The organism is Sphingobium subterraneum (genome assembly GCF_014199435.1).
Classification (GTDB): Bacteria; Pseudomonadota; Alphaproteobacteria; order Sphingomonadales; family Sphingomonadaceae; genus Sphingobium; species Sphingobium subterraneum.
Window position 1 is genome coordinate 253,161 of record NZ_JACIJP010000002.1, and the last position, 22,264, is coordinate 275,424.

Annotated in this window: 17 protein-coding genes; 7 read left to right on the forward strand and 10 right to left on the reverse strand. The window is 63.8% G+C overall.

Annotation, left to right across the window (positions count from 1 at the left end):
* Positions 1-3: 3 nt before the first annotated feature.
* Both hemF and FHS92_RS07910 read left to right on the forward strand, forming a co-directional pair.
* The gene (gene hemF, locus FHS92_RS07905) at positions 4-855 is read left to right on the forward strand and encodes an oxygen-dependent coproporphyrinogen oxidase (protein ID WP_184079318.1); all 852 of its coding nucleotides are present in this window, start codon (positions 4-6) and stop codon (positions 853-855) included.
* Between the two features lie 16 nt (positions 856-871).
* Positions 872-1,492, forward strand: coding sequence for a GNAT family N-acetyltransferase (locus tag FHS92_RS07910; protein WP_184079320.1), 621 nt, complete (start codon positions 872-874; stop codon positions 1,490-1,492).
* A gap of 117 nt (positions 1,493-1,609) precedes the next feature.
* On the opposite strand, the gene FHS92_RS07915 is transcribed toward FHS92_RS07910, so the two are convergent.
* The gene (locus FHS92_RS07915) at positions 1,610-2,350 is read right to left on the reverse strand and encodes a hypothetical protein (protein WP_184079322.1); all 741 of its coding nucleotides are present in this window, start codon (positions 2,348-2,350) and stop codon (positions 1,610-1,612) included.
* Between the two features lie 82 nt (positions 2,351-2,432).
* Between FHS92_RS07915 and lipB the strand changes: the two genes are divergently transcribed.
* The 3 genes from lipB (at position 2,433) to FHS92_RS07930 (ending at position 4,258) form a co-directional block, all read left to right on the forward strand.
* On the forward strand, positions 2,433-3,125 hold the full coding sequence (lipB, locus tag FHS92_RS07920) for a lipoyl(octanoyl) transferase LipB (RefSeq protein ID WP_184079324.1): 693 nt from the start codon (positions 2,433-2,435) through the stop codon (positions 3,123-3,125).
* Between the two features lie 118 nt (positions 3,126-3,243).
* Complete coding sequence (locus tag FHS92_RS18300) at positions 3,244-3,549, forward strand: hypothetical protein (protein WP_246351865.1); 306 nt, start codon at positions 3,244-3,246, stop codon at positions 3,547-3,549.
* Between the two features lies 1 nt (position 3,550).
* Positions 3,551-4,258, forward strand: a complete 708-nt coding sequence (locus FHS92_RS07930) for a hypothetical protein (RefSeq protein WP_246351866.1) — start codon at positions 3,551-3,553, stop codon at positions 4,256-4,258.
* Between the two features lie 77 nt (positions 4,259-4,335).
* Here FHS92_RS07930 and FHS92_RS07935 read toward each other — a convergent pair whose 3' ends face one another.
* The 9 genes from FHS92_RS07935 to FHS92_RS07975 all read right to left on the reverse strand — a co-directional run bounded on the left by FHS92_RS07935 (position 4,336) and on the right by FHS92_RS07975 (position 19,539).
* On the reverse strand, positions 4,336-4,821 hold the full coding sequence (locus FHS92_RS07935; RefSeq protein WP_184079325.1) for a hemerythrin domain-containing protein: 486 nt from the start codon (positions 4,819-4,821) through the stop codon (positions 4,336-4,338).
* Positions 4,822-4,923: 102 nt separating this feature from the next.
* Positions 4,924-5,211, reverse strand: a complete 288-nt coding sequence (locus tag FHS92_RS07940) for a hypothetical protein (protein ID WP_184079328.1) — start codon at positions 5,209-5,211, stop codon at positions 4,924-4,926.
* Positions 5,208-5,687, reverse strand: a complete 480-nt coding sequence (rimM, locus tag FHS92_RS07945; RefSeq protein WP_184079329.1) for a ribosome maturation factor RimM — start codon at positions 5,685-5,687, stop codon at positions 5,208-5,210. Before rimM ends, FHS92_RS07940 begins: the two co-directional genes overlap by 4 nt.
* Positions 5,688-5,689: 2 nt before the next feature.
* Positions 5,690-6,214: a 30S ribosomal protein S16 gene (gene rpsP / locus FHS92_RS07950; RefSeq protein ID WP_184079331.1), complete on the reverse strand. Its 525-nt coding sequence runs from the start codon at positions 6,212-6,214 to the stop codon at positions 5,690-5,692.
* A gap of 54 nt (positions 6,215-6,268) precedes the next feature.
* Positions 6,269-7,753 carry a signal recognition particle protein gene (gene ffh / locus FHS92_RS07955; RefSeq protein WP_184079333.1) on the reverse strand — a complete coding sequence of 495 codons (1,485 nt, stop codon included), beginning with the start codon at positions 7,751-7,753 and terminating at the stop codon, positions 6,269-6,271.
* Positions 7,754-8,018: 265 nt separating this feature from the next.
* Entirely contained in the window at positions 8,019-8,708 is a 690-nt protein-coding gene (locus FHS92_RS07960; protein WP_184079335.1) for a hypothetical protein, read from the reverse strand.
* Positions 8,709-8,936: 228 nt separating this feature from the next.
* The gene (rpoC, locus tag FHS92_RS07965; protein ID WP_184079337.1) at positions 8,937-13,187 is read right to left on the reverse strand and encodes a DNA-directed RNA polymerase subunit beta'; all 4,251 of its coding nucleotides are present in this window, start codon (positions 13,185-13,187) and stop codon (positions 8,937-8,939) included.
* A gap of 153 nt (positions 13,188-13,340) precedes the next feature.
* Entirely contained in the window at positions 13,341-17,498 is a 4,158-nt protein-coding gene (gene rpoB / locus FHS92_RS07970; RefSeq protein WP_184079339.1) for a DNA-directed RNA polymerase subunit beta, read from the reverse strand.
* Positions 17,499-17,841: 343 nt separating this feature from the next.
* Complete coding sequence (locus tag FHS92_RS07975) at positions 17,842-19,539, reverse strand: methyl-accepting chemotaxis protein (RefSeq protein ID WP_184079341.1); 1,698 nt, start codon at positions 19,537-19,539, stop codon at positions 17,842-17,844.
* 192 nt (positions 19,540-19,731) lie between these two features.
* Between FHS92_RS07975 and wecB the strand changes: the two genes are divergently transcribed.
* Together wecB and wecC are read left to right on the forward strand one after the other, a co-directional pair.
* The gene (wecB, locus tag FHS92_RS07980; protein WP_184079343.1) at positions 19,732-20,844 is read left to right on the forward strand and encodes a non-hydrolyzing UDP-N-acetylglucosamine 2-epimerase; all 1,113 of its coding nucleotides are present in this window, start codon (positions 19,732-19,734) and stop codon (positions 20,842-20,844) included.
* Positions 20,845-20,919: 75 nt separating this feature from the next.
* On the forward strand, positions 20,920-22,218 hold the full coding sequence (gene wecC / locus FHS92_RS07985; RefSeq protein ID WP_184079345.1) for a UDP-N-acetyl-D-mannosamine dehydrogenase: 1,299 nt from the start codon (positions 20,920-20,922) through the stop codon (positions 22,216-22,218).
* Positions 22,219-22,264: the final 46 nt, after the last annotated feature.

Consider the following 22,264-nt stretch of genomic DNA (forward strand, 5'->3'; position numbering starts at 1 on the left):
CTCATGATGATCGCCCTCGACCCGCAACAAGCCGCCGCCCGGACCTGGTTCGAATCGCTGCGCGACCGCATCTGCGCGGAATTCACCGCGATCGAGCGGGAGGCGGGCAGCGACGCGAATTTCGTTTACACGCCCTGGGAGCGCGAGGCCGAGGGGCTGGCGCCGGGCGAAGGCGGCGGCGGCGTGCGCGGCGTGATGAAGGGCAAGGTGTTCGAGAAGGTCGGCGTCAATGTCTCGACGGTCGGCGGGGCGTTCGCGCCCGAATTCGCCAAGACGATCCATGGCGCGGACGAAAATCCGCAGTTCTTTGCGACGGGCATCAGCCTTGTCGCGCATATGGCCAACCCGCATGTCCCGGCCGTCCACATGAACACCCGCTTCCTCGTCACCACCAAGCGCTGGTTCGGCGGCGGGGCGGACCTCAACCCGCCGCTCCCCTACGAAGAGGACACCGCGCAGTTTCACGACACGCTGAAAAGCGCGTGCGACGCGCATGACCCGGAGCATTACCCCCGGTTCAAGGCGTGGGCGGACGAGTATTTCTATATTCCCCATCGGCAGGTGCACCGGGGCGTCGGCGGCATTTTCTACGACCATCTGGAGGGCGACTTCGACGCGAATTTCGCCTTCACCCGGGCGGTCGGCGACACGTTTCTGGCCGCCTATCCGCCGATCGTGCGGCGGCGCATGGGCATGCCGTTTACAGAGGCCGACACCGCGCGGATGCTGGAATGGCGCGGGCGCTATGCCGAGTTCAACCTGGTGTATGACCGGGGCACATTGTTCGGGCTGAAGACCGGCGGCAATATCGACGCGATTCTGATGAGCCTGCCGCCGCTCGCGACATGGTCGTAATGCGCCGCCGCCCGGCATGAGCATCCAGCCCGTTCCGCCCGGACACCTCGCCGCCGTCGTCACGACGCTGGAGATGACGCAGCGCCCGGCGCCCGCGCCCTTGCCCTTTTCACCGCTGCGGCTGGTGCGGTGGAAGGCGCCGGAGCTGGAGAAATACCGCACCCTGTTCCGCCGGGTCGGGGCGCCGTGGCTGTGGTTTTCCCGTCTGGTGATGGACGACGCTGCGGTCCGGGCGATCATCGAAGATCCGGCGGTCGAGATCTACGCCATTACCGATCCGCACGGGATCGAGATCGGCCTGCTGGAACTCGATTTTCGGACGGAGGGGATCTGCATGATCGCGTTCCTCGGACTGGTGCCGCAGCTTGCCGGGCAGGGTCATGGCGTGTGGCTGATGGCGCACACCAGGATGCTCGCCTGGCGCAAGGGCGTCGAACGGGTGCGGGTGCGCACCTGCTCGCTCGATCACCCGGCCGCCCTGCCCTTTTACCGCAAGGCCGATTTCGTCGCGACCGGGCGGGAAATCGAGACCTTCGCCGATCCGCGCCTCTCCGGCATCCTCCCGCGCGAGGCGGGAGCGCATATTCCGTTATTGGAGACCTCTGAGAAGGATAACCCCGGAGCCCGTTCGCCCTGAGTGGAGACTGAGCTTGCCGAAGTCCCGTATCGAAGGGTGCTTCGATACGTCGTTTCGACTTCGCTCAACGACACTCAGCACGAACGGAACGGAAATGCCGACGGAGTTCTGTGCGCCCTAACTCACCTGCCGGTAAAATCGGGCGACCATCACGATGGTCAGCAACTGCACGCTCGCCATCACCAGTGCGACCGCGACATCGGCAAGGCCCCTCCCCAGCTCCGCGCCGCCGATAACGAAGCCCACTGTTCCGAACAGCATCTGGGCGACCACCTGCGCGAGGATGGCCGGAACCGCAATCATCACCAGAAACAGCGCCAGCCGCCAGAAATGACCCTTCGCGAGCCGCCAGCTTTCCACCAGCGCGCGAAAGGGGCCGACCGGACGTTCGACGATGACGGCGTTGATGAGCATCAGGCGCACGGACAGAAAAACGCCCGCGAGCCCGAGAAGGGTGCGGCCCAGCGCGGGGACCGCCAGTTCGACCGCCAGCAGCGGGATCGACAGACCGAACGCCATCAGCAGCGTTGCCGCAACGCTGATCGGCATGCGCCGCAGGCCGAGCTGGATCGCTTCGCCCACGCTGATCCCCGGGCGCAGCGCCAGCGCGTAGAGGGCCAGAGATCCCGCGATCGTGATCAGAACGCCGAGCAGGATGCCGAACAGATTACCGGCGGGAAGCACCGGCGGGTTCGTGGCCATATTCTGTGGCATCGAACGAAGGCTGGCGGGAATCAGCTGGAAAATCAGCGCCAACGGCACGCCGATCAGCAGCAGCGCGACGGGAAGAAGCAACACCCGCTCGCGCGCGATGAACGCCCGCGCCTCTTCCCAAGCCTTGCCGATCGACAGTGTCATGAAATGGTCGCCTATCCCGAAACCGCGGCACATCCGCCTTTTGACACTTGATCGCTGGCTTTCCCCAAGTCAAGGATCGGACATGGATGAAAAGCCGCACGACGGGGCGTCGCCCGCCGAAATCGAATGGCGGATCGAGCCGGATCCCCTGCCCTATCCGCAGGCGCTCGCCGATATGGAAGCGCGCGCCGCCGCCGTGGCCGCGGGGGAGGCGGGCGAGCGCGTCTGGCTGATCGAGCACCCGCCGCTCTACACGGCCGGTACGAGCGCCGACACGGCGGAGCTGCTCGACCCCCGTTTTCCGGTTTATGATGCCGGGCGTGGCGGGCGCTACACCTATCACGGGCCGGGGCAGCGGGTCGGCTATCTCACCATCGATCTGGCGCGGCGGGGCAAGGACATTCGCAATTTCGTGCACGGGCTGGAAGGCTGGGTCATCGCGACGCTGGGCGACTTCGGCGTGGAAGCGCGCCGGGCGGAAGGGCGCATCGGCATCTGGACCGACGATCGAAACGGGCGCGAGGCGAAAATCGGGGCGATCGGCGTGCGGGTCCGCCGCTGGGTGACGCTGCACGGGTTTTCGGTCAATATCGACCCCGACCTGACACATTTTTCGGGCATCGTGCCGTGCGGCATCAGCGAATTTCCCGTCACCAGCCTGGCGGCATTGGGCAAGACTGTGACGATGGCCGATTTCGACAATGCGCTGCGCGCGCGTTTTCCAGCGTTCATCGCCGGATTGCGCCGCTGCCCGCCAGCCGACTGTGCCGTCTGATGGAGGCGCGCCTATCCCCTTGATTATTCTTGAGCAGCACCACAGCCGACGATAAGGTCGCCCCCAATTGCCGCGCCGGAACGTTACTGGCGGGTTCGGTCGCCCAAAGGAGATGCCTATGCCGCTAGCCCGTTCCGTCCTTCGCCCCAGCATCGCCCTTGCGGTTTCGCTGGTCGCCTTGTCGCTCTCCGGCTGCGGAGACAAGGGCAGCGGGACATCCGGGACCGTCAAGATGAAGGACATGGACGTGGTCGACGGCACGATCAACGACGCGATGACCGACCTGGACGGCGTACAATCCGAAGCGGTGGCCATTGCCGACAGCGGCAACGCCACCGGCCCGGCGTCGAACAGCAGCGTACCCGCCCCCAAACCCCAGGATGCCGCGGTCGGCAACAGCGCCGAAACCGTGGCGGAGCAATGACATGATGACCTTCCGTATCTCCGGCCCTGCCCGTTTCCGTCGCGCGCTGAGTGTTGCTCTGCTCGGCGGGCTTGCCTGCATCGCGGCGCCCGCATCGGCGCAGTTTTTCTGGTCGCCGCCCAATCTCTCCACGCCGCCGGTGACCGGGGCGGAACCCGAACTGGGCCTCAACCTGCCCGGCGCCAATCCGAGCGAGCTGCGCTCGGCGCTGGTGTGGCATATGCGCTCGGCACTGAACGTCGCGGCGCTCCAGTGCGATTTCGAGCCGACGCTGCTGACCGTCAGCAATTACAACGCGATGCTCGCCCATCACAAATCGGAACTGGGCGCCGCGTTTGATGGCGTATCGGCCTATTTCAAGCGCACGCGCGGCAAGACCTGGCAGAAGGAACTCGACCAGTACGGGACGCGGATCTATTCGGGCTATTCGACGGTGCAGGCGCAGCGCGGTTTCTGCCAGACCATGGGATCGGTCGGTCGCGACGCGATCTTTGCGGAACGCGGGACGCTCTATCAACTGGCGCAGCGGCGCATGGGCGAGGTCCGCAAGTCCCTGGTGCTGAGCGGCGAGCAATATTTCAGCAACCCGGCCTACAGCTATCGCTCCGCCGTGCCCTCGATGGCGAAGCAGTGCTGGAAGAAAAACCAGCTGAGCGCCGCGTGCCGGGAGAGCTGGGAAAAGGATGTCGTCGCCCGGTCGGGAAGCTGACCAAGAGCGCGGAACAGGGACCGGAATGACGTCCGGGCGGGCCGTGGGTGGCCCGCCCGGACGGTGGTCGCTGTGGCCTATTCCTGATGTTCCTTTTCAGGGGTGATTTCCGCCTCGTCCTTCTCGATGGCCTTGCGGCGTTCGAACACGCTGCGCATATGACGCTCGTCCTCCTCCGACAGCACCTCCGTAGCGGCCGGGAAGACATCTTCTTCTTCCTCGTCGATATGGTGCAGATACTGGTGGCGCAGCTCGGCGTAGCTGTCCTCCCATTCGTCGGATTTCGGATCGGTCGCCGCAAGTTCGTTCAGCAGATCCTCGATCTCCTTGTGCTCGGACACCGAATGCCGCGTTTCCTCCGTCAGGGTCGGTTTGCGCATGATGGTCGAGTAGAACGCCTGCTCCTCGGCAGCCGCATGGGCTTTCACTTCGAGCGTGAATTCCTCGAACAACGCACGGTGGTGCGTCGATCCCGCCTCGGCCGCGTCGATCTGTTCGAGCAACGCGCGGTGCTTGCGGTGATCGGCGATGAGGGAATCGAAGATGGTATTGGCGTGCGCCATATTACGTCCTTCTGTGTCAGAGGGCCGCAGCGGGAGCCGCAGCGGCCCGGATGCAGATCGAACGGACGGATAAAGCAGATGGTTCCGCCGCGAGGCGTCCCGTTAGCGGCGCGTGCGGTCGCGCAGGCGGCGTAGCCAGACGGACCCGCCCCAGCCGAGCGCCACCGCCACCACGCCCCATACCAAGGCGGTGATCCCCACCGCGCGTTGCAGGCTGGCAAATTCATTGCCCGGATGAGTCAGCGTCGGAATAATGAACAGGGCGGGCACGCCCAGTACGCTGCCGATGGCGGCGAGCCATTTGCGCTCGCGCTTCCAGCGCACGAGCGACAGCACCCAGCCGAACAAGGTCAGCACCAGAATATAGAGAAACGGCAGAATCTCGGTCATTCGACGAACGCCCCATCTATCACGGCGCGGTCGTCGCCGATCTCCGCCGCCTTGATCGGCACCATGAAGCGCTTGCCGGTCGGCCGCGCGATCTCAAGAATGTCGCCCGCGCCGAAATTTTCCACCGCGACGATCCGGCCCAGATCCTCGCCGGTATCCGACACGCAGGGCAGGTCGATGATGTCGACATGATAATATTCGCCCTCGCCCAGCGGTGGCAGGGCAGAGCGGGGCACGGTGAGCGGCGTTCCGCGCAGAGCTTCGGCCGCGTTACGGTCCGTCACCTCGGCAAAGCGGGCGACCGCGCCATTGGGACCGGGACGCACCGACTTGAGCGTCAGCGTGCGTCCGGCCCCATCGAAGCTCTTATAGTGCTTCAGGCTATCCGGCCCTTCGCCGAACAGCTTCAGCCGGACCTCCCCCGTCACTCCGTGCGCACCGATGATGGCGGCCAGCGTGACGGGGCGGTCTTCCAAGATCAGCCCTCGGCCTGTTCCGGAGCGGCATCGCCTTCCGGGGCAGCAGCTTCTTCAGCAGGAGCCGCTTCTTCGACAGCAGGCGCTTCCTCGGCGACAACGTCCTCAGCGGGCGCTTCTTCGGCCGGAGCAGGCGCAGCGGCCGCTTCCGCAGCGGCGGCTTCAGCGGCGGCCTTCGCCTCTTCGGCCTCGGCGATCTTCGCGGCCTTGTCCTCGGCGCGATCCTTGGCCTTCTGGCCCGGCTCTGCCTTGTTGGGGTTGTTGCGGGCTGCGCGTTCCTTCACGCCCGCGGCGTCGAGGAAGCGGGCGACGCGATCGGTCGGCTGCGCGCCCACCGAAACCCAGTGCTTCGCACGCTCGACATCGAGCACGATGCGCTTCTCGTCACCCTTGGCGAGCAGCGGGTTGTAGCTGCCGATCCGCTCAATGAAGCGGCCGTCGCGCGGCGAACGGCTGTCCGACACCACGATCTTGTAATAGGGACGCTTTTTCGAGCCGCCACGCGACAGACGAATGGATGTTGCCATAGACCGAAACCTTACCTTTCTTGCATATTCAGATATTTGAAACGAAACCGAAAATCACTTCTTGAACTTGTCGAACCCGGGAGGAAGACCCCCGCCGCCGCCGGGAAGACCGGGCAGGCCACCGCCGCCCCCGCCGCCGAGCAAGCCGCCCAGACCACCGAGCGCGCCGCCACCGCCGCCGCCCAGACCCCCCAGGCCACCACCGGCGCCGAACATCTTTGCGAGGCCGCCCAATCCGCCCATCTTGCGGATCTTCTTCATCGCGCCTTCCATTTCCTGGTGCATCTTCAAGAGGCGGTTGACTTCCTGCACCGTGGTGCCCGATCCCTTGGCGATGCGGATCTTGCGCTTGGCGTTGATGATCGCGGGGCGCTCGCGCTCCTTGGCGGTCATCGATCCGATGATCGCGTCGAGATGGACCAGCGCCTTGTCGTTGGCGCCGCTCTGCGCCATCGCCTGTTGCGCCTTCTTGAGGCCGGGGATCATTCCGGCCAGCGCGCCGAGGCCGCCCATCTTCTGCATCTGGCGCAACTGCATGCGCAGGTCGTTGAGATCGAACTGGCCCTTCGCCATCTTCTTGGCGAGCTTGTCGGCTTCCTCGACATCGATCGCTTCGGCGGCGCGCTCGACCAGCGATACGACATCGCCCATACCCAGAATGCGCTGCGCGACGCGCTGCGGATGGAAGGGTTCGATCGCATCAAGCTTTTCGCCGGTCCCCGCAAACTTGATCGGCGATCCGGTGACCGCGCGCATCGACAGCGCCGCGCCGCCGCGCGCGTCGCCATCCATACGGGTGAGGACGACGCCGGTGAGCGGCACCTGCTCGGTGAAGTTCTTCGCGACGTTGACCGCGTCCTGCCCGGTCAGCGCGTCGACGACGAGAAGGATTTCCTGCGGGACAGAGGCGGCCGCGACAGCCTTCATCTCGTCCATCAGCGCCTGATCGACATGGAGGCGACCGGCGGTGTCGAGCATCACCACGTCGAAGCCCTGCAGCTTCGCGGACTGTAGGGCGCGGCGTGCGATGTCCACCGGCTGTTGCCCCGCGACGATCGGCAGGGTGGCAACGTCGATCTGCGTGCCGAGGATGGCGAGCTGTTCCTGCGCCGCCGGGCGGTTGACGTCGAGCGACGCCATCATCACCTTCTTGCGCTCTTTTTCCTTCAGCCGCTTGGCGATCTTGGCGGTGGTCGTCGTCTTGCCCGAGCCCTGCAGGCCGACCATCATGATGACGGCGGGCGGCGTGACATCGAGCAGCAGCTCGGACGAGTCCGCGCCGAGAAACTCAGTCAGCGTGTCGCTGACGATCTTGACCACCATCTGGCCCGGCGTGACCGAACGCAATACGTCCGATCCGACCGCGCGCTCGGTCGCCTTGTCGACGAATTCGCGCACCACGGGGAGGGCAACGTCGGCTTCGAGCAGCGCGACTCGCACCTCGCGCATCGCGGTGCGCACGTCGTCCTCGGTCAGCGCACCGCGCCCCCGAAGCTTGTCGAACACACCACTCAGGCGATCGCTCAATGACTCGAACATGCCAACCTCAATTGCGGAAACCCGCGGAAAACCGTGTCATCCCCAAACGACAAACACGCCGGTGGGCGAAACCTCGCCGACCAGCGTCGATCCTTGGACCCATTGGCTCCGTGGATGTCGTCAGGGGTCACGCACCTTGCGAGCGCGCGATATGGTGGGGTCACTAGCGGAAGTGGGGCGAGTTGGCAAGGTGGTGGGAGGGATCCCCGCTGTGCCAGTCAGTATTGGCTAAATTTGTGATCGCATTTTGAAAGGCCGACGATACTTACAAAATTTTTGAATTCATTGCCAAGGAACGCAAAATTTCGGGGTCTCCCGTCGCCCAAAGCTGAATGATCGCTAGTGCCGGTAATCCATGTTTGCGTCTCGCAACATTACGCATTTGACCAAGGTCATCCGTTTCCAACAACCCAAGTACCATATCACTGTCGAGGTTTGGATTATGCGCGACCTTGTATCGCACCTGCAGAACGGGATCTTTTGACAGCCGTTTTACAATTGATGGAGAGTAACGGACAATGCCAGCCAATCGCTTACGCCCTTTTTTTCCCAGTCGATCCACCAAGGACTCCATAATTATGGCCGGTGTATTCGGATTTTGCGCCAAGCCAAGATGAACTCCAGGATAAATATCGTTTACTAGCGCCTGTAACGAAAAAATCGGTGTATTTGGATTCATTGCCACTGCCCGGCGTACAAGATCGTGATGGTCGCTAGCCAGAAATTGCAATATCCATGCTGGAGTGTGCGATGCCATCGCAACTGCCATTCGAACCCCCGATCTCTTGTTCCGCGCAAAATCCGCCAATGTGTCTTCTGGGATACGGAAGTTAGAAATAATCGCTCTTTGCAGCCAAAAATTATGGCTTTTAGCTAGTTCGCGCAAAATTTCTGGCGACGTAGTCTCAGCCTGCGCCAACGCAAGCTTGACAGCAAGTGTTGTCCTTTTGACCATGACGCGCAACCTAATTTTTAGGGCGTTAATATTTTGTTGCCCCCAATATAATCCAACAAATTGTTGAATTATATTCTACTTACTTCTGAATATAACGATATTGCAAGCTATAACTACGCATGAGCAAGTATGATCGACGAGCTGTGATTACAACACCCAACAAAAAAGCCCCGCCGAACTTGCATCCGGCGGGGCTTCCAATTTCTGCGTAACTTGCGCCCTAAGCGATCAATCCAGATCGCTCGTGGTGAAGTCTTCGCCCTGCACAGCGCCAAGCGGATCGTCGCCGATGGCGGCTTCCGGACCCTGGGCCAGTTCGGCTTCATGCTCTTCGGCCGCGGTCTGCGGCGCGATGAGATGCGCTTCCAGTCCACGCAGCGAAGCGCGCAACGCTGCGTCGCGGCTGTTGGCCGTGACGCGCAGGCGGTTCATGCCCGCGCCCGTGCCCGCCGGGATCAGGCGGCCGACGATGACGTTCTCCTTGAGACCGACCAGCGTGTCCTTCTTGCCCTGAACCGCCGCCTCGGTGAGGACGCGGGTGGTTTCCTGGAACGAGGCCGCCGAGATGAACGAGCGGGTCTGCAGCGACGCCTTGGTGATGCCGAGCAGCACCGGCTTGCCTTCCGCCGGGGTCTGACCCGGCGCCAGCTTGGCGTTGATCTCGTGCATTTCCTCATGGTCGATCTGCTCGCCCACCAGCAGCGTGGTGTCGCCCGACACGGTGATCTCGACCTTTTGCAGCATCTGACGAACGATCGTTTCGATGTGCTTGTCGTTGATCTTCACGCCCTGCAAGCGATAGACTTCCTGAATTTCGCTGACCAGATATTCGGCCAGCGGCTCGATGCCGAGCACTTCGAGGATGTCGTGCGGATCGGGCGAGCCGCCGATCAGGTTGTCGCCGCGCTTCACGAAGTCGCCTTCCTGCACGTCGATCACCTTGCTCTTGGGGATCAGATACTCGACCGGTTCGCTGCCGTCCTCGGGCTGGATGGCGATCTTGCGCTTCGCCTTATAGTCCTTGAGGAACTGCACGCGGCCCGAGACCTTCGCGATGATCGCGTTGTCCTTGGGCTTGCGCGCTTCGAACAGCTCGGCAACACGCGGCAGACCGCCGGTGATGTCGCGCGTCTTGGCGGCTTCGCGGCTGACACGGGCAAGCACGTCACCGGCCTGCACGGCCTGACCATCCTCGACCGACAGCGTCGCGCCGATGGCCAGCATGTACCGGGCCGCTTCGCCGCTGCCGTCGTCGAGCAGGGTGAGACGCGGGCGAAGATCTTCCTTCGTCCGGGCCGAGCCACGGTGCTCGGTCACGACGCGCTGGGCGATGCCGGTGGCTTCGTCGACCTGCTCGGCGAGCGTCTTGCCGTCGATCAGGTCGACATATTTGACGATACCCGGACGTTCGGTGATCACCGGCATGGTGAACGGATCCCACTCGGCGATCCGGTCGCCCTTGCTCACCGCTTCGCCATTGGAGAACAGGATCTGCGCACCATAAGGCAGGCGATGGACCGCGCGTTCGCGGCCTTCGCTGTCGATGATCGCCAGTTCGCCGTTGCGGGCGAGCGACAGGCGGCGGCCACGGCTGTCCGTGATCGTCGGCATGTCGCGCAGTTCCAGCGTGCCGTCGGCGACCGCTTCGAGGTTCGACTGCTCGTTGAAGTTCGCCGCGCCGCCGATGTGGAAGGTCCGCATGGTGAGCTGCGTGCCGGGTTCACCGATCGACTGGGCGGCGATGACGCCGACCGCTTCACCGATGTTGACCGGCGTACCACGGGCGAGGTCACGGCCGTAGCACTTGGCGCACACGCCCATCTTGCTCTCGCAGATGAGCGGCGAGCGGATCTTGACCGCCTGCACGCCGATCGCCTCGATCTGCGCGATCAAAGCTTCGTCGAGCAGCGTGCCTTCGGGGACGAGGACGCTGTTGTCCTTGCTGTCGACGATGTCCTCGGCAACGGTCCGGCCCAGAACGCGTTCGCCCAGCGAAGCGATAACGCTACCGCCCTGAACGATCGCCTTCATTTCGAGCGCGCGGTCGGTTCCGCAATCTTCCTCGACGATCGTGCAATCCTGCGACACATCGACCAGACGGCGGGTCAGGTAACCCGAGTTCGCCGTCTTGAGCGCGGTGTCGGCCAGACCCTTGCGGGCGCCGTGGGTGGAGTTGAAGTATTCAAGGACGGTCAGGCCTTCCTTGAAGTTCGAGATGATCGGCGTTTCGATGATCTCGCCCGAAGGCTTGGCCATCAGGCCGCGCATGCCGGCAAGCTGCTTCATCTGCGCCTGCGAACCACGGGCACCCGAGTGCGCCATCATGTAGATGGAGTTGATCGGGGCCATGCGGCCGTTCTCGTCCTTGGGCTGGGCACGGATCTCGTCCATCATGGCGTTCGCCACCACGTCGCCGCAGCGCGACCAGGCGTCGATCACCTTGTTGTACTTTTCCTGCTGGGTGATGAGACCATCCTGATATTGCTGTTCATAATCAGCAACCATTGCCTTGGTCTCATCGACCGTCCCGACCTTGGAATCGGGGATCACCATGTCGTCCTTGCCGAACGAGATGCCCGCCTGGAACGCGTGGCGGAAGCCCAGCGCCATGATGGCGTCGGCGAACAGCACGGTGTCCTTCTGGCCGGTGTGGCGGTAGACCTGATCGATCACGTCGCCGATTTCCTTCTTGGTGAGAAGGCGGTTGACGACGTCGAAGGGCACCTTGTGGCTCTGCGGCAGGCATTCGCCCAGCAGCATGCGACCCGGCGTGGTTTCGAACCGCTTCATATACTGCTTACCGGCCTCGTCCGTCTGCGGAACGCGGCTGGTGATCTTGCTGTGCAGCGTCACGGCACCGGCGAACAGCGCCTGATGCACTTCCTGCATGTCGCTGAGCAGCATCCCCTCGCCCGGCTCGCCTTCGCGCTCCATGGAGAGATAATAGATGCCCAGCACCATGTCCTGCGACGGCACGATGATCGGCTTGCCGTTCGCAGGGCTCAGGATGTTGTTGGTCGACATCATGAGGACGCGCGCTTCCAGCTGCGCCTCAAGGCTCAGGGGCACGTGGACAGCCATCTGGTCACCGTCGAAGTCGGCGTTGAACGCCGAGCAGACGAGCGGGTGAAGCTGGATCGCCTTGCCCTCGATCAGCACGGGTTCGAACGCCTGGATGCCCAGACGGTGAAGCGTCGGCGCGCGGTTCAGCATGACGGGATGCTCGCGGATCACCTCGTCGAGGATGTCCCAGACTTCCTTGCGCTCTTTCTCGACCCACTTCTTCGCCTGCTTGAGGGTCATGGAGAGACCCTTGGCGTCGAGGCGGGCGTAGATGAACGGCTTGAACAGTTCGAGCGCCATCTTCTTGGGCAGGCCGCACTGGTGCAGCTTGAGTTCCGGGCCGGTCACGATGACCGAACGGCCGGAATAGTCGACGCGCTTGCCGAGCAGGTTCTGGCGGAAGCGGCCCTGCTTGCCCTTGAGCATGTCGGAGAGCGACTTCAGCGGACGCTTGTTGGCACCGGTGATGACGCGGCCGCGGCGGCCGTTATCGAACAGGGCGTCGACGGCTTCCTGCAGCATGCGCTTTTCGTTGCGGACGATGATGTCCGGCGCACGCAGCTCCATCAGGCGCTTCAGGCGGTTGTTGCGGTTGATGACGCGGCGGTAGAGATCGTTCAAATCCGACGTCGCGAAACGGCCGCCGTCGAGCGGAACGAGCGGGCGCAGTTCGGGCGGGATGACCGGAACGACGTCGAGGATCATCCATTCCGGGCGGTTGCCGGATTCGAGGAAGCTCTCGACGACCTTCAGACGCTTGATGATCTTCTTGGGCTTGAGTTCCGACTTGGTGACGGCCAGCTCGTCGAGCAGCGCCTGCTTCTCGCCCTCCAGGTCAAGGTCGATGAGCATCTGCTTGACCGCTTCGGCGCCGATACCGGCCGAGAAGGCGTCCTCGCCATATTCATCCTGCGCGTCGAGCAGTTCGTCCTCGGTCAGCAGCTGATATTTGTCGAGCGGGGTCAGGCCCGGCTCGATGACGATATAGCTTTCGAAGTAGAGAACGCGCTCCAGCTGCTTGAGCTGCATGTCGAGCAGCAGGCCGATGCGCGAGGGAAGCGACTTCAGAAACCAGATGTGCGCGACCGGGGCAGCCAGCTCGATATGGCCCATGCGCTCACGGCGGACCTTCGACACGGTGACTTCGACGCCGCACTTTTCGCAGACGATGCCCTTGTACTTCATGCGCTTGTACTTGCCGCACAGGCATTCGTAATCCTTGATCGGGCCAAAGATGCGCGCGCAGAACAGGCCGTCACGCTCGGGCTTGAACGTGCGGTAGTTGATGGTTTCGGGCTTCTTGATCTCACCGAAGGACCACGACCGGATGCGCTCTGGCGAGGCAAGGCCGATCTGGATCTGGTCGAAGGTATCCGGCTTGGCCACCGGGTTCGCGAAGTTGGTCAGTTCGTTCATGTCGTATGCTCCTAAGCACGTGGCTTCAGGGATAAATCTACTTCCGTTCGCCCTGAGTGGGACCGAGCTTGTCGAGGGTCTGTATCGAAGGGCCCTTCGATACGCCGCTTCGGCTTCGCTCAGCGGCTACTCAGGACGAACGGCAATGGCATGTTACTCCGCGGCCTGCGGGAAGCCTTCGTCGCCCTCGTCGATCTCGTCCAGCGTGGCGAGTTCGACGTTGAGGCCGAGCGAGCGCATTTCCTTGACCAGCACGTTGAAGGACTCGGGGATACCAGCCTCGAACGTGTCGTCGCCCTTGACGATCGCCTCGTACACCTTGGTCCGGCCCACCACGTCGTCCGACTTGACGGTGAGCATTTCCTGCAATGTGTAGGCGGCGCCATAGGCCTGCAAGGCCCAGACCTCCATTTCCCCGAAGCGCTGGCCACCGAACTGCGCCTTACCACCCAGCGGCTGCTGCGTGACGAGGCTGTAGGGGCCGATCGAGCGGGCGTGGATCTTGTCGTCGACAAGGTGATGCAGCTTGAGCATGTAGATGTAGCCCACCGTCACCTTGCGGTCGAACCGGTCGCCGGTCCGGCCGTCGTAGAGATCGACCTGGCCGCTCTCGTCCAGTCCGGCGAGACGCAGCATGTCCGCCACGTCCGCTTCGCGGGCGCCGTCGAACACCGGCGTCGCCATCGGCACACCGTTGAACAGGTTCGATGCCAGTTCGACGACCTGCTCGTTCGTGCAGTCGTTGATCTCCTCGACATAGCGCTCGCCATAGACCGTCCGCAGCCGATCGCGCACCGCCTCGGGCGGGGCCGCCGTTTCCGGATTGGGATTGGCTTCGCGCCAGTCTTCGAGCGCCGTGCGGATCTGCTGTCCGAGACCGCGCGCGGCCCAGCCCAGATGCGTTTCGAAGATCTGCCCGACGTTCATGCGCGAGGGCACGCCCAGCGGGTTGAGCACGATGTCGACATGCGTGCCGTCCGCAAGGAACGGCATGTCCTCCACGGGGAGGATCCGCGAGATGACACCCTTGTTGCCGTGACGGCCGGCCATCTTGTCACCCGGCTGCAGCTTGCGCTTCACCGCGACGAAGACCTTGACCATCTTGAGCACGCCCGGGGGCAGCTCGTCCCCGCGCTGCAGCTTGTCGACGCGGTCCTCGAACTTGTCGACGATCAGCTTCACGGCTTCGTCATACTGGGTCTTGATCGCCTCGATCGACGTCTGGACGCTGTCATCGGCGACGGCAAACTTCCACCATTCGTAACGCTCGACCTCTTCGAGCAGCGCGGCGTCGATCTCGATGCCCTTCTTCACGCCCTTGGGCGCGGCGGTGGCGGTCTGACCGATCAGCAGCTCGCGCAGACGATTGAACGTGGCACGGTTCAAGATGCCGCGCTCGTCCTCGCGGTCCTTGGCGAGACGGTCGATTTCCTCCCGCTCGATCGCCATGGCGCGCTCGTCCTTGTCGATGCCGTGGCGGTTGAACACGCGCACTTCCACGATCGTCCCGGCAACGCCCGGCGGCAGGCGGAGCGACGTGTCGCGCACGTCCGACGCCTTTTCACCGAAGATGGCGCGGAGGAGCTTTTCTTCCGGCGTCATCGGGCTTTCGCCCTTGGGCGTGATCTTGCCAACGAGGATGTCGCCCGGCTCGACCTCGGCCCCGATGTAGACGATGCCCGCCTCGTCGAGGTTGCGCAGGGCTTCCTCGCCGACGTTGGGGATGTCACGGGTGATGTCTTCCGGCCCCAGCTTGGTGTCGCGGGCCATGACTTCGAACTCCTCGATATGGATCGAGGTGAACACGTCATCCTTCACGATCCGTTCGGAGATCAGGATCGAGTCTTCGTAGTTGTAGCCATTCCACGGCATGAACGCGACGAGGGTGTTGCGACCCAGCGCCAGTTCACCCATTTCGGTCGACGGACCGTCGGCGATGACTTCGCCCTGCGCGACCTGATCGCCCACCTTCACCAGCGGGCGCTGGTTGATGCAGGTATCCTGGTTGGAGCGCTGGAACTTCATCAGCGTGTAGATGTCGACGCCCGACTTGCCGGGTTCGATGCCTTCGGTGGCGCGGATCACGATACGGGTCGCGTCGACCTGATCGACGATGCCCGCGCGCTTGGCGGCGATCGCCGCGCCGGAATCGCGCGCGACGGTCTCTTCCATGCCGGTGCCGACGAACGGCGCTTCGGCGCGCACCAGCGGCACGGCCTGACGCTGCATGTTCGATCCCATGAGCGCGCGGTTGGCGTCATCGTTTTCCAGGAACGGAATGAGCGAGGCGGCGACCGACACGAGCTGCTTCGGGCTGACGTCCATCAGCGTGATGTGATCGCGCGGGGCCATCAGGAATTCGCCCGCTTCACGCGCCGAGATCAGATCCTCGGCAAAGCTGCCATCGGCGTTCAGTTCGGCGTTCGCCTGCGCGATGGTGTGCTTGGCTTCTTCCATGGCCGACAGATAGACGACCTCGTCGGTGACCTGATGGTCGACGACCTTGCGATAGGGCGTTTCGATGAAGCCGTACTTGTTGACGCGGCTGAAAGTCGCGAGCGAGTTGATCAGACCGATGTTCGGGCCTTCCGGCGTTTCGATCGGGCAGATGCGGCCATAATGGGTCGGGTGAACGTCGCGGACTTCGAAGCCCGCACGTTCGCGCGTCAGACCGCCCGGCCCAAGCGCCGACACGCGGCGCTTGTGGGTGACTTCCGACAGCGGGTTGGTCTGGTCCATGAACTGCGAGAGCTGGCTGGAACCGAAGAACTCGCGCACGGCGGCCACGGCGGGCTTCGCGTTGATGAGGTCATTGGGCATGACGGTCGAGACATCGACCGACGACATGCGCTCCTTGACCGCGCGCTCCATGCGGAGCAGGCCGACGCGATACTGGTTTTCCAGAAGTTCGCCGACCGAACGCACACGGCGGTTGCCGAGATTGTCGATATCGTCGATTTCGCCCTTGCCGTCCTTGAGGTTCACCAGTTCCTTGACGACGGCGAGAATGTCCTCGCGGCGCAGGGTGGTGATGGTGTCCTCGGCGTCGAGGCCGAGACGCATGTTGAGCTTGACGCGGCCCACGGCGGACAGGTCATAGCGTTCCGGATCGAAGAACAGGCCTTCGAACAGCGCTTCGGCGGTTTCGCGCGTCGGCGGTTCGCCGGGGCGCATGACGCGGTAGATGTCGGACAGCGCCTGATCGCGCTCTTCGGCCTTGTCGGCCTTCAGCGTGTTGCGGATCCACGGACCGGTGGTGACATGGTCGATATCGAGCAGTTCGAGCGTCTCGATGCCCGCCTTGTCCAGCTTTTCGAGGTTTTCCGGCGACACTTCGTCACCGGCTTCGATGTAGATTTCGCCGGTCGCGTCGTTGACGAGATCATAGGCCGAATAGCGGCCGAAGATTTCCTCCGTCGGGATCAGCAGCGTTTCGAGGCCGTCTTTGCCCGCCTTGTTGGCGGCGCGCGGCGAGATCTTCTGACCCGCCGGGAACACGACTTCGCCGGTCTTGGCGTCGACGATGTCGAACGCGGGCTTCTGGCCGCGCCATGCCTCGACCGTGAACGGGATCTTCCACCCGCCCTCGCCGCGCACGAACGTCACCTTGTTGTAGAATTCGCCGAGGATTTCTTCGGGGTTGAGGCCGAGTGCGAACAGCAGCGCCGTCACCGGCAGCTTGCGCTTGCGGTCGATACGGACGTTGACGATGTCCTTCGCGTCGAACTCGAAATCGAGCCACGAGCCGCGATAGGGAATGACGCGCGCGGCGAAGAGATATTTGCCGGACGAGTGGGTCTTGCCGCGATCATGATCGAACAGCACACCGGGCGAACGGTGCATCTGGCTGACGATCACGCGCTCGGTGCCATTGATGAAGAAGGTGCCGTTCTTGGTCATGAGCGGCATGTCGCCCATGTAGACGTCCTGCTCCTTGATATCGAGGACGGAGCGCGTGTCGCTGTCCTGATCGACCTCGAACACGATGAGACGGAGGGTCACGCGCATCGGCGCGGCATAGGTGATGCCCCGCTGGCGGCATTCCTCGACGTCGTATTTGGGATCTTCGAGAACATAGTTCACGAAATCCATTTCGGCGGTACCCGCGAAATCACGAATGGGGAACACGCTGCGCAGCGTCTTTTCCAGGCCGGAGACATAGCCAATGGACGGATCGGACCGCAGGAACTGTTCGTAGCTTTCCCGCTGCACCTCGATCAGGTTCGGCATCTGCACCACTTCGTGGATGTTGCCGAATACCTTGCGGATGCGCTTTTTCGTGGTGGGGTTCGTTACCGCCTTGGTCGCCATAGTCATCTGCCTTCCGGGCTGTGAGCCGAAATAAATCACATTTTTTCCGCATCGCAGCAGAATTTCAGCCGATTCGCGTGAGGGCAACCCACGCAAAAAAGTGCGGGCCGGGGCTGTCCGATCCGCACTGTCAGCGTATGAAAATCCTCTGCAAAAGCCCCATTCGTCGCGGTTCGATCGCCATCAAACCCGGTCCCGGACAGTCGAGAGGAGGGCAGCATCACGCGTGTATTGCCCGCATCATGCCGTCCGTCGAGGTCGCTATATAGTCATGCTGTTGGATCTTGAGAAGGGCAAAACGGCTGGTGCCGGTGTTTTGCGACGAGCAGACCCGAAAAGATCGTTACGCGGCGCGGGACTGTGCGCCGGAACCCGCCGCGCGATCGACCCCAGCCCGTCCCTGTCGCAGAAACGCAAGGAATTCGTCGCTGGATTGCCGCAGAGTGTCCGAGCGGGTGCGCAGCGACTGGACGATACCGCGCATATCCTCCGCAAGCGCGTCGGCCTGACGCGCGTCGAGCACCACGGCCTGCGCGTTTTCCTGCACGCGATGGGCGGCGTCGGCGGTCCGCGTGGCGGCGTCGACAATGTCTTCGGTCGCTTCGCGCTGCCCCACGGCGGCTTCGGCGATGCTGGCGGCGTGGGTCGAGACGAGGCCGATGGTCTCGGCGACCGAGCGCATCGCGCCTTCGGTCTGGACCATGCGGGCGTGCGTTTCGGTGATGATGGCGCCGATCCGCGACACGGCGTTCTGGGTCTGGTTGGCGAGCTGCTTCACTTCATTGGCGACGATCGCGAAGCCGCGACCCGATTCCCCGGCACGCGCGGCCTCGATCGTGGCGTTGAGCGAGAGCAGCGAGGTCTGGCTCGCCAGATCCTGGATCAGCGCGACGATGTCGCCGATGCTGCCGGTCTGCGACCCCAGCGCGGTCAGACTGTGGAGCCCCGTCTCGCCTGCTCCCTGGGCTGCGGCGCCGCTCGCGACCTGCTTGTCCGCTTCGGCGGAGATGCTGGCGGCGGAGATATTAAGGGCTTCGGTCGATTCGGCCACGGATTGGATCGCGTGGGTGGTGCTGCTGGCGAGGTCGAGCACATGTTGCGCCTTGGTGCGGGCGCGGGCGTTGATACCGCTGATATCGTCCGTGGCCAGCGCCAGCGCGTTGAGCGCCTCGTCGAGCTGCTCGGCGACCGCCGCGACGGATTGTTCGTACTGGTGGGCAAGGGTCAGCATCGCCGCCTGCTGGGCGGCCTCGGCGCTTTGCCGGTCGCGTTCCCGCTGCCGCTGCGCTTCGGCCCGCGCCTGTTCCGCGCGCTCGATCTCCGCGCGTTCGTTTTCCGCCATCTGGCGTATATTCTCCGCCATCCGCCGCTCGCTTTCCAGCAGATCCGCATCGGCGCGCATCCGCTGAACGAACTGCCCAGACATCTGCAGATAGGCCTGCGCCAGCATCACCGCGAAGAGCACGACGGCGGCATACAACAGCCAGGAAATCGGGTTCTGCTGCACGGCGATGTTCAGTTCGCACAGCAGGGTGAGGTTGAAGATATAGAGCAAGGACGCCGCCGGGATCATCGCAAAGGTCAGACCGCCCACGCAGATCACGCCGATATGGATGCCGAGCAGCATCGTCTGGCTCGCCGGGTCGGACCCCGCCGCCGCTGAGACCATCAGCCCGCCCCAGCCCAGCGAAATGGCGCCGGTGTAAAGGATCGTCACCCGGTGGCAGGCCGCCACGCTGTCGTAGTTCACGCGGCAGAAGCGCGTAAAGGGCATGAAGAACTGGGCGAGCACCGCCACGGCGATCTGCCACGCGGTAAACAGCAGCACGAGACCGCCATGCGGCGCGTTGCGGAACGTGAAGCCGATCGTCAGGGCCAGGATCATCACCGGAATGCAGGTACGCATGACGCCCCGCCCGACCCGCCGGGCCTGTTCCATCCCGATCTGCTTCAGAAGAGGGTCGCTGTCCGCTTCAAGCGCAAGCGCGACCCGCGCCCGTCGCCGCACGGCATCCACGATCGGTCCACCGGAATTCGTCATTTTTTCTGTCGCAAACCCATAACATCCAACTGCCCCACTTTAGGACTGCATCCTTAACGAACGTTTACGATGCAGGCGCAGGGGCGTTTAATCGTCCACATTCGCGTCGCGTGTCTTTTTCAGACAATCTATACCTCTTCATGCGATAGCGGGCGGCGCGCAGGGGGCGCGGCAGCAAGAATGACAGGTGCCATGAAGATATTGCTGGTGTTCGGGACGCGGCCGGAGGCGATCAAGCTGTTTCCCGTGGTGCATGCGTTGCGCGCGCATCCCCATATCGACACGCGCGTGTGCGTGACGGCGCAGCATCGCGGCCTGCTCGACCAGGTGCTGGAGATCAGCGGGATCGTGCCCGACATCGACCTCGACGTGATGCAGGAGAACCAGACGCTCGACGGGCTGACGGCGCGGCTGATCGTCGAGCTGGGCAAGACCTTCGACGTCGAGAAACCCGACCGGGTCATCGTGCATGGCGATACGCTGACGACGATGGTCGCGAGCCTTGCCGCCTATTACCGCAAGATCCCGGTCGCCCATGTCGAGGCGGGGCTACGCAGCGGCGACATCCACCACCCCTGGCCCGAAGAGGTCAACCGGCGGGTGGTCGCGTGCATCGCCGACATGAACTTCGCGCCGACGCAGGCAGCCGCCGACGCTCTGCACGCCGAGAACCGCGACGCGCGGGGCATTCATATCACGGGCAACACGGTGATCGACGCGCTGTTGGCCACCAAAAAGCGCATTGATGCCGATCCCGCGCTGGCGGCGGGACTGGACGGGCTGGCGGCGCGCTTCGCGGGCAAGCGGATCGTCGCCGTCACATCCCACCGGCGCGAGAATTTCGGCGGGGGGATGGAGGCGATCGCGGGCGCGATCCGCGACATCGCCGCGCGCGACGACGTGGCGCTGATCTTCCCCGTTCACCCCAATCCCAATGTGCGCAGCGTGATGGACGCCCAGCTCGCTGGCCTTAATAATGTCGCGATGATCGATCCGCTCGACTATCCGCATTTCGTGCGGCTTCTCGCCATGAGCACGCTGGTGCTGACCGACAGCGGCGGGGTGCAAGAAGAAGCCCCCTCGCTCGGCAAGCCGGTGCTGGTGATGCGCGAGACCACCGAGCGCCCCGAAGGCGTCACGGCTGGCACGGCGCGGCTGGTCGGCACCGACCGGGCACGGATCGTAAGCGCAGTGTGCGGGTTGCTGGATGATGCAGAGGCGTACGCCGCCATGGCGCGGGCGCATAATCCGTTCGGCGATGGCAAGGCGGCGGAGCGGATCGCCGGAGTGATTGCCGCGGGCTGACACCCGCTACTCACCAAATCTTCAGCTTTCTGCGCGACAAGCGACCCTGAAGTTTCGCCATCAGGATTGTCGTGCATGCCCATGGATGTTGAGCAACAGGTTTCCGTTATCGGCCTTGGTTATATCGGCCTGCCCACCGCCGCCCTGATCGCGCGGTCGGGGGCGAAGGTGCTGGGCATCGATGTGTCCGCCCATGTCGTCGACACGGTTAACAGCGGCAGGGTGCATATCGAGGAGGTCGATCTCGACGGGCTGGTACAGGGCGTCGTGTCGCGCGGGCTGCTGCGCGCGTCGCTCACCGTCGAGCCGAGCGACGTGTTCGTCATCGCCGTGCCGACGCCGGTGTCGGAGGACAATGCGCCGGACATTTCCTATGTGCTGAACGCCGCGCGGACGATCGCGCCGGTGCTGAAGGCGGGCGACACGGTGATCCTCGAATCGACGTCGCCGGTCGGCACGACCGATGCGATGCGCGACCTACTGCGCACGCTGCGGCCGGACCTGAAAATGCCCGGAGCGGGGGTCGGAAGCGCGGACATCGCGATCGCCTATTGCCCGGAACGGGTGCTTCCGGGGCGCATCCTTGTCGAGCTGATCGACAATGACCGCTGCATCGGCGGGATCACGCCGCGCTGCGCCCGCAAGGCGCTGGGCTTTTACCGCCAGTTCGTGCGCGGCGCGTGCATCACGACGAGCGCGCGGGCGGCGGAGATGGTGAAGCTGGTCGAGAACAGCTTCCGCGATGTCAACATCGCCTTCGCCAACGAGCTTTCGGTGATCGCCGAGCGCGCCGGGATCGACGTGTGGGAGGTCATTCGCCTCGCCAACCGGCATCCGCGCGTCAACATCCTGCAGCCCGGCCCGGGCGTCGGCGGGCATTGCATCGCGGTCGACCCGTGGTTCATCGTGCACAGCGACCCGGAAAACGCGCGCCTGATCCGCACCGCGCGGGAGGTCAACGATCACAAGACCGATCATGTCGTCGCCAAGGCATCCGACCTGATCGACCTGTTCCCAGGCGAGGACGTCGCCTGCCTCGGCCTGGCGTTCAAGGCGAATATCGACGATTTCCGCGAAAGCCCGGCGGTGAAGGTCGCGGCGCGGCTGGCACGCCGCTATGGCCGCCGCATCAAGCTGGTCGAGCCTTATGCGCGCGAACTGCCGGTGGATTTTGTCGGCACCGGCGCGGAGCTGATCGACCTCGACAGCGCGCTGGAGCGGTGCGGGGTGTTCGTGCTGCTGGTCGACCATGACATGTTCAAGTCCGTCCCCGCCGACGAGCGGGTCGGCAAGGCGGTCTATGACACGCGCGGTATCTGGCCCGACCAGCCGGTGCGCGTGCCGGAGAGTGGATTGCGAGCGGTGGGGGGGTAGGCTCGCCTCCTCCCTTAACCGTCACCCCAGCGAAGGCTGGGGTCTC

Bases quoted from the DNA above. Each gene is read 5' to 3' on its own strand.
- wecC (WP_184079345.1), top strand. From the start codon at position 20,920: ATGCCCATGGATGTTGAGCAACAGGTTTCCGTTATCGGCCTTGGTTAT.
- FHS92_RS07975 (WP_184079341.1), bottom strand. From the start codon at position 19,539: ATGACGAATTCCGGTGGACCGATCGTGGATGCCGTGCGGCGACGGGCG.
- FHS92_RS07915 (WP_184079322.1), bottom strand. From the start codon at position 2,350: ATGACACTGTCGATCGGCAAGGCTTGGGAAGAGGCGCGGGCGTTCATC.
- rpsP (WP_184079331.1), bottom strand. From the start codon at position 6,214: ATGGCAACATCCATTCGTCTGTCGCGTGGCGGCTCGAAAAAGCGTCCC.
- rpoC (WP_184079337.1), bottom strand. From the start codon at position 13,187: ATGAACGAACTGACCAACTTCGCGAACCCGGTGGCCAAGCCGGATACC.
- FHS92_RS07960 (WP_184079335.1), bottom strand. From the start codon at position 8,708: ATGGTCAAAAGGACAACACTTGCTGTCAAGCTTGCGTTGGCGCAGGCT.
- FHS92_RS07935 (WP_184079325.1), bottom strand. From the start codon at position 4,821: ATGGCGCACGCCAATACCATCTTCGATTCCCTCATCGCCGATCACCGC.
- hemF (WP_184079318.1), top strand. From the start codon at position 4: ATGATGATCGCCCTCGACCCGCAACAAGCCGCCGCCCGGACCTGGTTC.
- FHS92_RS07910 (WP_184079320.1), top strand. From the start codon at position 872: ATGAGCATCCAGCCCGTTCCGCCCGGACACCTCGCCGCCGTCGTCACG.
- lipB (WP_184079324.1), top strand. From the start codon at position 2,433: ATGGATGAAAAGCCGCACGACGGGGCGTCGCCCGCCGAAATCGAATGG.
- FHS92_RS07930 (WP_246351866.1), top strand. From the start codon at position 3,551: ATGATGACCTTCCGTATCTCCGGCCCTGCCCGTTTCCGTCGCGCGCTG.
- rpoB (WP_184079339.1), bottom strand. From the start codon at position 17,498: ATGGCGACCAAGGCGGTAACGAACCCCACCACGAAAAAGCGCATCCGC.
- FHS92_RS18300 (WP_246351865.1), top strand. From the start codon at position 3,244: ATGCCGCTAGCCCGTTCCGTCCTTCGCCCCAGCATCGCCCTTGCGGTT.
- wecB (WP_184079343.1), top strand. From the start codon at position 19,732: ATGAAGATATTGCTGGTGTTCGGGACGCGGCCGGAGGCGATCAAGCTG.
- ffh (WP_184079333.1), bottom strand. From the start codon at position 7,753: ATGTTCGAGTCATTGAGCGATCGCCTGAGTGGTGTGTTCGACAAGCTT.
- FHS92_RS07940 (WP_184079328.1), bottom strand. From the start codon at position 5,211: ATGACCGAGATTCTGCCGTTTCTCTATATTCTGGTGCTGACCTTGTTC.